The sequence below is a fragment of the Novosphingobium colocasiae genome (assembly GCF_014652555.1).
Taxonomy (GTDB): Bacteria; Pseudomonadota; Alphaproteobacteria; order Sphingomonadales; family Sphingomonadaceae; genus Novosphingobium; species Novosphingobium colocasiae.
On sequence record NZ_BMZA01000039.1, the window covers coordinates 1 to 8,573 of the forward strand.

Sequence of the window (8,573 nt, forward strand, 5' to 3'; positions counted from 1 at the left end):
CAGGGCGCGGAGACTCGACGCTGCGCTTCAAGCCCGCAAGGTGGGGCGGCGGCTACGCTTACGGCAAGCGCAGGCGCGTTCGCGATGGACGTGAGTTCGGCTTACGCATGACAGGCGATCAAGCTGGTATGTCGCTAACTAACAGTCCATGCTCCTGATACCAAATCTCTCTGATCATGACCCATGCGCCCATTTGCGTAACCCGATAGACATGATGCGCCATGGCTGATCGATGAGGCGGTTCTAGGCGTGGCAGCAGTGGTCCACGACGTTGTCATAGAAGGAGGAGATGCGGTTCGAGAGCCAATTGTCGCGCATGAACTGCCACACGTTCTCGACCGGATTGAGTTCGGGACATTTGGGCGGCAGCGGCAGGGGGTGATGTTAGCCGGGATGTCGAGTTTTCCGGACATGTGCCACCCGGACTGATGAAGCATGAGCACGGCGTGAGCGCCGGGTGCGACCTGGCTGCTGATTTCGGCAAGCTGGACACCCGCAAAAACCGGTGAGTTTGAGGCTGATTAGTCCCAGGGGGGCTGCTTCCTATGCTTTCGCCCATAGTGACCGCGCGGTGGTCCGTTTCGGTCGGTAATTCGGGCGGTTTGAGTCGGTTCTTCGGGATTCCAGGCAAAGTCATCCCAGGCTTTCGCGGCGCTCGTGGAAGATCAGCCTGTTGAAGTTGTAGGCCAGGTTGCAAAGGGTGAGCTTTGCTTCGGCACGGGCCAGGCCGATGGTGCGGATGAACATTCCGAAGCGGTTCTTCTGATGCGCGAAGACATGTTCGACGTGGGCCCGTATCGAGGACTTTGCGGCGTTGGCCCTTGCGATCGCTTTCGGCATGGGCTTGCCCTTGGGTTTGCGCCGGTGGATCCGGGATGTGAGCATCCGATCCGACAGGCACTTCTCGTTGCGCTTTGAATTGCTTGGAAGAGGACATGGTCAGAAGCCTACTGCGGCTTCACCAGGAAAGGCAACCAGGGCAACTATTCGGCGACGATCAATCGCAGCGCCTTCGCTTGTGAAACCACCCTTCGGACTCCCTCAGGGGACCAGGACAGCCCGCCGCGCGGTGTCGGCTCGCGTAGATCGCGCGACAGCCAGGAGGCAATATCGCGGAGCGAACTTTCTGGATGGGTCTTCAGCCGATCAGCCACGAGGCGGGCTGCTCGGGTATCTGCCGGCAGTCGCGGTGCGACTTCAAGGATCGCTGGATCGGCATAGCCTGCCCGAACCAAGGTCCGGCATGCCTTGACCAGTGTGCGTTCACTGAACGACCGCACTGGGGGCGGTAATGCCTGAATCTGCCTCAGAACCAAACCCCAGGGAAGGTGTGGTCGCAACCGCTCCACCGTGGGAAGCCAGCGGTGCCGGCCATCGAGCAACTCATTGAGGTGGCGCTCCTTGTGGCTGGCGCGGATTTCGGAGATCGCTCCCGGATCGCGGCTCCGCATCTTGGGATTGCCTGGACGTGCCCCGCGGGCGACGGCGGCCTTGATGCCAGCACGCGTGCGCTCCCGGATGAGGGCTCGTTCAAACTCCGCGAAGGCTCCGAGCATCTGGGTCATCAGCATGCCTTGTGCGCTGGAAGTATCGATGGGATCGTTGATCGAGCGGAAGTAGGCACCCTTGGCGCGCAGTGTCTCAACAATCTCCAGCAAGTGCGACAGGGAGCGCGCCAAACGATCGATCCGCACCACAAGCAAGGTATCACCCTTCCCCACCCGGTCCAGAGTTCTGGCAAGGTTCGGGCGCTCCTTGTTCGCGCCGCTCGCCTTGTCTTCGAAGATCACGCTGCAACCCTGTCCGCGCAGCGCATCTAGCTGGGCGGCAGTGTCCTGTTCGTCGGTCGAAACACGGGCGTAGCCGATCAGGGCCATTTGTCACAATTCATATAACGATACCAATAGGTCGGTTGCCCCCGTTAGATATAATTTTGGGAGCAGCCAAGCCAGCGGTAAATGCGATGACGGGGCCTTAACGCCGGCTTGTGGTCTGACCCTGCTGCAAGCACGCTCCCGCGGCCGATCACCCATCCAGGCCAAACCAAACGGTCGAGCGCAAAACCCGCAGAGATCCGCGGATCAGCAGTGCTCCAGGTTTAGGGAGTCCGGTGGTATTCTTGCAGAATCCGGCCGTATTCTATCATTCGGCAGCCCGGAATCGCGGAAAGGTGGGAGAGTCCGGTCGTATTCTTTCACCGACAAACAGGCGATTTTCTATCGTCCGTGAAGAACCATTATCGGACATTGATAAAGCGCCAGAAGTACCCTCAAAGCAGAGTATACTTTTAAATCTATTCATATATTATTGCCTTCCATGCCCCCCTCCCCTCCCCCGTGGCAACTGGCCCTCGCGCGGGTCGAAGGAGCGCTGCCGTTCTTGCGCGGTGACGTGGCCGACGGCTTGGCGCTGGCCTCGCTCCGCCGGTTATGGCGGGTCCATGTGCGCGATTTTGCCTTTGAAAACCTGGGTCCAGACCATGACCCCGGGATCGAGGCGGCCGAACTGACCCGCTCGTGGTACGCCGCCGAACGGCGCGATTTTCTCTCGTGGATCGCCCGGCGGGGGCCCCCTCCCCTCGCCCGTGCGGCCCGCCTCGCGCTCGCGGCCAAGGGCACGGCCGAGAACTACACCGAGGCCTTCGAACCTGCCGACCGGGCACTCGCACGGCTCGATGCGCTATTGCCGGCGCGCGATCCGCTGGCCGGCCTTCAGGGCTGGCTGCGCCAATTGCGCGAGGACGAGGTCTGTTTTCTGGAAGGAGGCAGCGAGGAAGTCCTGATCGGCGGCCGGGTGTTCCACCGGTTCGCCGGCCGCGGCAGTGCCTGGGCCGCCTCGCTCGCGGCAGCCATGCGCCCGCACCTGTTCGGGCTCGGGGCCGCGCCGCTGGCGCTGGCCGGGCTGGCCCCGCGCAGCCTGTTCGCAGCGGAACCCGAGAGCCCCCTCCCCGCGCTGCTGGCCGACACGATCGCCACTGCGGCGTACGATCTGGTCACGGATCTCACCGACATCCACCAAGCGGTCACGCTGGGCGATACACGTCTCGCCGCCCTCTACGCCTCATCACAGGCGCCGGCGGCGTGGCGGTTGATTGCGGCGCTGGGCCCCCTCACCCGCGCCGAACTGGCGCGCGCGCTCGTCATCACCCGAAGGACTGCGTCCCAGGCCGCGACCGCGCTGGAGAAGGCCGGGCTGGCCACCTTGCGCCACGGCGACAAGGCCCTGCTGCCCATGGGACCGGCAAGGACGGACTGAGCCCTCACCGGCTCAGTCGTCGCGCAAGACGGCTGCGATCGCCTCGAGGATTTCAGACACCTGCGCTCCGCTTCGAGGCTGAACCTTGAAGGTGTACCCGCCCCTTGCCGAATGAGCGTAACGCAGGAGCACCTTCCCGCCCTCCCCTTTCACTTCGACTTCTGCGGTTGTCGACTTTGCCGGAGCGACGGTTGCTCTAACAAGGCGCTTGGCGATTTCCGGACCGGTCAGAACCGTGCCAAGGTCATGACGTTCAGCGACGATTGCCTGACTTTCGGCAACCATGAGGTTCAATGTCCGCTTGTCCGAGGTCAGCGGCTTTATTTCCCGAGCGATGCGGACGGTGATGCCGTGCGTATCCGGGAAAGCCTCGACAATCTCCGTCGGCAGCCTGGCGACATCCAGCAAGCGACTGAGCCACGAACGCGAGATCTTCAGGTGCTCGGCCATCTCGCTCTGGTTGGAGCCATAGAACTCCTCCAGCGCGCGTGAATACTCCTTGGCCCGCTCCCAGTCCGAGATGTCCTTGCGCGATCGGTTCTCGATATCCGACACCCGGAAGGCTTCTTCGTCAGATACGTTCTGGATTGTGACCAGGTACTCGAATTCCGGGTGGTGATGGCTGCGGAGCCATTGAACCGTCCACCAGCGCCGAACACCGGCGACGATCTCGAAATCGTAATCGGGATCATCTTTCAACCGGCGAACGATCGCCGGTATCCTCTGCTTCTTTGCAGAAAGAAATGCGTCGATGAGATCCCGGCAGCTCTCGACGTTCAAATGATCAAGGTCGCGGTTATGCAACCGCCACGGCCGGCAACGCGTCGGATCGACCCATTCGGTGCGATCTGTCACAACCTTGCCGGCGGCGATCCTGGCCAGGCTCTGACTGCGACTTGCCATGATGCTTTCCGAGGGTGCCGGCGCACTGTTGTCGACCTCATCGTCGAGCCCTTCGGTCAGGCTGCTCCCAAAGCCGCGATTTCCCTTGGCCATAGCTTACTCCAAACCTCATGTTTCTACTCTCCGGTGGTCCTATTGCCACGTGGCAACCGCTTCCGCCCCGGAGACAATTTCGAGCATGTTGCCACGTGGCAACCTTATTCGACTACTTCGCTACGCAAAGGAATATCCAACCGAAAATTTGGGCCGGAAATTACTTAATGCATTGTTTTAAAATTCTTTTACATGCCGTTGCCACGTGGCAACACGGGCCTAGACCGCCCCTGCCCTGCTGGCCCACGAGCGCAAGACGTCTGCTTCAATCTCCCGGCAAACGTCGGTCAGATGGCGCATGCAGCGGTTGTGAACTTCATGGGACGTGACCGGCCGATCCAGCTCGAACACGGTCTTCATGCGAGAGCTGGCGTTATCAATCTCGGCACTCGTCTTCAGGAATGACGTAGCCATCGAGCCGCCAAACACCTGTCGCATCATCGAGAGAATTTCACGGTGCATCGACTTGCTGTCGTCCACCCTGCTCCCAACCAGCCGGATGAAATTGTAGGCCGGCTTCACGCGTCCTGCGAGCGTCTCGAGCTGCTTCATCGTGGTGCGCGCCATGTCGATGAAGGACACCGTCGACGCAAAGTCGATGACGCTGGGGGGCACGGGGATGACCATCGCGTTGGCTGCCTGGAGGACCGCCATCGACACCATGCCGAGGGCAGGGGGGGGGTCCATGATGACGATGTCATAGTCATCGACTACCGTTTCGATCGCCTCTGCAATCATGTCGATGATATCGAAACTCTGGTTCTGGGCCAGGTAGCCCGCGATCTCATACTCCAGATTGTAGAGTTTCAGGTTGGCCGGAATCAGGTCCAGGCCGAAAAAGTGGGTCTTGCGAATGATCGACCGAACCCCGAGCAGTTCGGGGTTATGGAAGTGGCCATAGAGAGTATCGTCTTCGGTAAGGTCCACATCCGGGCGGTAACCGAACATCATCGTCGAGCTGGCCTGACTGTCGCAGTCGATGAACAGCACCCGGTATCCCTGAATCGCGAAGTGCTGGGCCAGGTGCAGGGCAACCGTGGACTTGCCCACGCCGCCTTTGAAGTTCGAGACCGAAATGACCGCCGGCGTATCCGTCGGCGCGCGCCAGGGGCGGGTGCCGAACACGCCGCGCATGCGATCGAGTTCCTCAAGCGTATATTGCACCCGATGCCCCGAGGCCGTGCGATCCCGCTGCGGAAGGCGCCCATCGCGTTCCGCCTCGCGGATGGCGGAAGCCGTTCGGCCGACAAGCGCGGCGGCCTTGGAAATGGCGTAGGACGGGCCGACTTTCTGGCCGGTCTCGGGATCCAGGGCGCCATCGCGAATACGCTTCAGGATGGTGAGGGCTTTCCGGTGGAGGTTGCCCAGTCCGTCTTCCAGCAGTTCATCTGTGTGTGCGTCGAGCGCTGCGTTGATAGCCATTGTCACCGCTTTGTGAGGTTGAGCGGGCGAATTATCACTCTTGGCAGTTTTGGGCAATGTTTGGCCACGAATCCTACAACCAGACCGATGATCTCCGTTCCCTTTCGTCTTCCCCGACCGTGAACGAGTTGCCGATCGTCGAGGGGCCGATGATCTCGGGTCCATTGAAAGTCCGAACGGACGCGACAGGGGAGGGGCCTGAAAGGGCAGCGCCCCGCAATCAGCGCTCCTGTGGACATTCACCGATGATCTCGGTGCAAACCGATGATTTCAGTGCATTTCAGCGATGATCTCGGTTCCGCAAGCACCGATGATCTCGGAGCGCATACCTACTAAAGGAATCTCCTAGAGAATCCGATTCGCGAATCGTTTTTCGAGAATTTTCGAATGGGCCGGCAAGATGTGAGCGAACGGCTCCGAGATCATCGGTGGATTTGGAGGTTCTGAGCCCAAGAAACCGCCAAAACTGCCAATGGCCTTGCTATTGAAGTTCAAACCTGTTGTCTAATCACCACCCAAGGCTCCGATGAGTCGGGGAGGGACGAAAGCAATGAGCGGCGACACACTGAGGCCAATCGGGCACCAATATGCCCTAGCCATGCTGGGCGGGGGCGAAGAACGCGTCCGTTCGCTTGCCCAGTCAGCCGGCACCCAGCTTACCATGGATGCCTTTCTGCGGGTTCAGGATGAAGAGCCCGTACCGGCCTTCCTTCATTCCGCCTTGTGCGCCATGTCGCTCCCCACCAAGCGTCCCAAGGACGATACGCAACCGATCCTTCGCGAAGATGGCAAGTATGTGCTAGCCATCAATCCACGGCCAGTCTTGCAAGCTGTGGATGGCAAGACCGTCTTGCGCAGCCTTGGCGTGCCATATGGCGCTTATCCGCGCGTAGCCTTGATCTACCTCCTTTCGCAGGCCGTGACCAAGCGATCCCGTGATGTTTATCTGGGCCGCAATTTCACGGAATGGATGCGTCGCCTGGGATACCAGACGGTGTCGTATGGACCACGCGGAACGGCCAACCTGATGCGCGAACAGGTCGACCGATTGCTGGCATGTGAATGGCAGATCCGGTGGGAAGGGAAAGACGCCGGCGATAATGCCTTTGCGGTTCGGGACGTCAAAATCTCGAATGAATATGCCGGTTCGCTAGAAAAGAATGGCGCATTTGCGCGCGAAATCCGGATGTCCGAGGCCTTCTACAGTCACCTTGTCGACCATGCCGTCCCACTGAACGAGGTGGCGATCCGGGAACTCAAGGGCACGCCGACCGCGCTCGACCTCTATACCTATCTTGCCTATCGCCTGCCGCGTATCAGCAGCGACCGGGGGCAGACGATTTCCTGGGACCAATTGGCCAAGCACCTCGGCAATGATGCGGACAGCAAGCGTTTCCGCCAGACGGTCCGTGAAACGATGCAACTGGTTTCGGCGGTATATCCCAATGCCGACGTGGATTTCAGCGGCCGCAAGGTCGTCCTGCGACCGTCTCCGGCACCCTTGGAGCGCAAGCTCGTCGGCCCGCATCTACGGGCACTGGGGGCGCCCGCTCCCGAAACGGCACCGAGATCATCGGTCGTCAAACGGCCTCAAACGACTGTGCGCGAATTGAAGGCAGTGGAATCCACGTTGCCGTTCCCCAGTGGCAGCCTGAACTATGGGAAAAGAGAAGCCAAGTTCCGGGCCATCGGCCTTGATAAAGGGCAACCCTGGAGCGTTGACGCCATGGCCAACGCTTTCCGGACCGGATTTCCCGGCATCAAGCAAGAGCGAACGGATACCGAATGGCTCCGGGTATGGGAGGCTTTTGTTGTCCGATACGCCGAGCGTCGCGCACAATCGGGTGCGGGCTAATCGGGACGGACGTTCTCCTGTGACACTTTGCCGACGGGCAGACTGTCACCCTGGACAGGAGAAGTTCGGAAAGCTGAAGCGGGCAGCGGGCTTGATGCTCCCGAGCAGAGTGCACCGGTAACCTCAGCTTCGAATGGACGTGGGGATCCGGGCGAAGTGTCACGGGCGACAAACGACTGTGCGCGAACAAAAGGGGATTCACAGGATTCACCTTTTGTGCTCAATACTGTTCCATGGAGCAACAGGCACACATACCCGGCATCGGCGGTATCTACGCCATCCTGGCCAACATTTCGAACCGGCCGCGATATGCTTTTCTCGTCCTACAACTGGTTTCGGAAATTGCCGATGGGCGAGGGCAGGCTGGCCCCGTCGTGCGGGTGGCAGGGCAGGGGGTCCTCCTGAGGGATTGGCTGTGCAGCCAGCTCCTGCCATTGAGCGAGCAGGCCGGGCGCCGCGCTGCCCTTCGCGCCCGAGTCAAGCAAGCCATCAGCGATCAGCTCACCGGTGATGCGGCCCGCGACGCTGCCCTGGTCGAACAGGCCGTGGAGGATCAGGTTCTGGCCGCCGGCCGCGCCAATATTAGCCGTGCAATCTCAGACCTTGTCCGCGCCGGACTGATGACGCGCCATTACGCGGGCTATGCGACCAACCACAAGAACCGCGGGGGCGGTCGCCATGCCGTCTACGTTGTGAAATTGGACGTCCTGCGGTTGTTGCGTCGTCCGGCGTGCCCGCCTGGCGTATACCTGCAGTCGGCGGGGCGGCAGGGAGACCTGTTTTTGACCTGAAGTCGAAGCCGCCAGCGTTCTGCCGGAGCGATGATTTCTGAGCGCATCGCTCAAGTTGAGATCGTGGCGGGGAGGGGGCGTTAGAGGCACGCTCCCCGGAAAAATTCACGGCCATGACTGAGGGCGTGGCCTGCGAGCGGCGTCAAGGCAGTACGACGTTGGAGCCAAGCCATGCACGCCACGCATTACCTAGATCGTAAGCGTCCGGCCTCACCAGTGAGAGACAGCCGCTGACCAGAAAGCGCCCCATAGCG

The 8,573-nt window shown here is 60.8% G+C and carries 6 protein-coding genes and 2 pseudogenes; 3 read left to right on the forward strand and 5 right to left on the reverse strand.

What is annotated here, in order from left to right; all coding sequences use genetic code 11:
- Window positions 1-174 precede the first annotated feature (174 nt).
- The 3 genes and pseudogenes from IE122_RS17805 to IE122_RS17815 all read right to left on the reverse strand — a co-directional run.
- Window positions 175-485: pseudogene (locus tag IE122_RS17805) on the reverse strand (transposase); the annotation flags it as partial.
- Window positions 486-633: 148 nt separating this feature from the next.
- Window positions 634-903, reverse strand: a pseudogene (locus tag IE122_RS17810) (transposase); the annotation flags it as partial.
- Between the two features lie 80 nt (window positions 904-983).
- Window positions 984-1,877: a recombinase family protein gene (locus IE122_RS17815; protein ID WP_189622583.1), complete on the reverse strand. Its 894-nt coding sequence runs from the start codon at window positions 1,875-1,877 to the stop codon at window positions 984-986.
- 502 nt (window positions 1,878-2,379) lie between these two features.
- On the opposite strand from IE122_RS17815, the gene IE122_RS17820 reads away from it, so the two are divergent.
- Window positions 2,380-3,255 carry a MarR family transcriptional regulator gene (locus tag IE122_RS17820; protein ID WP_229814382.1) on the forward strand — a complete coding sequence of 292 codons (876 nt, stop codon included), beginning with the start codon at window positions 2,380-2,382 and terminating at the stop codon, window positions 3,253-3,255.
- 12 nt (window positions 3,256-3,267) lie between these two features.
- On the opposite strand, the gene IE122_RS17825 is transcribed toward IE122_RS17820, so the two are convergent.
- Both IE122_RS17825 and IE122_RS17830 read right to left on the reverse strand, forming a co-directional pair.
- Window positions 3,268-4,251, reverse strand: a complete 984-nt coding sequence (locus tag IE122_RS17825; protein ID WP_189622585.1) for a ParB/RepB/Spo0J family partition protein — start codon at window positions 4,249-4,251, stop codon at window positions 3,268-3,270.
- Window positions 4,252-4,470: 219 nt separating this feature from the next.
- Entirely contained in the window at window positions 4,471-5,673 is a 1,203-nt protein-coding gene (locus IE122_RS17830; RefSeq protein ID WP_189622586.1) for an AAA family ATPase, read from the reverse strand.
- Between the two features lie 550 nt (window positions 5,674-6,223).
- Here IE122_RS17830 and IE122_RS17835 point away from each other — a divergent pair.
- Complete coding sequence (locus IE122_RS17835) at window positions 6,224-7,528, forward strand: replication protein RepA (RefSeq protein ID WP_189622587.1); 1,305 nt, start codon at window positions 6,224-6,226, stop codon at window positions 7,526-7,528.
- A gap of 233 nt (window positions 7,529-7,761) precedes the next feature.
- Window positions 7,762-8,319 (forward strand): hypothetical protein, encoded by a 558-nt coding sequence (locus IE122_RS17840; RefSeq protein ID WP_189622588.1) that lies wholly within the window; start codon window positions 7,762-7,764, stop codon window positions 8,317-8,319.
- Window positions 8,320-8,573 lie beyond the last annotated feature (254 nt).

Excerpts from the sequence above, each read along its gene's own strand:
- IE122_RS17830 (WP_189622586.1), bottom strand. The coding sequence starts at position 5,673 with ATGGCTATCAACGCAGCGCTCGACGCACACACAGATGAACTGCTGGAA.
- IE122_RS17835 (WP_189622587.1), top strand. The coding sequence starts at position 6,224 with ATGAGCGGCGACACACTGAGGCCAATCGGGCACCAATATGCCCTAGCC.
- IE122_RS17815 (WP_189622583.1), bottom strand. The coding sequence starts at position 1,877 with ATGGCCCTGATCGGCTACGCCCGTGTTTCGACCGACGAACAGGACACT.
- IE122_RS17825 (WP_189622585.1), bottom strand. The coding sequence starts at position 4,251 with ATGGCCAAGGGAAATCGCGGCTTTGGGAGCAGCCTGACCGAAGGGCTC.
- IE122_RS17840 (WP_189622588.1), top strand. The coding sequence starts at position 7,762 with ATGGAGCAACAGGCACACATACCCGGCATCGGCGGTATCTACGCCATC.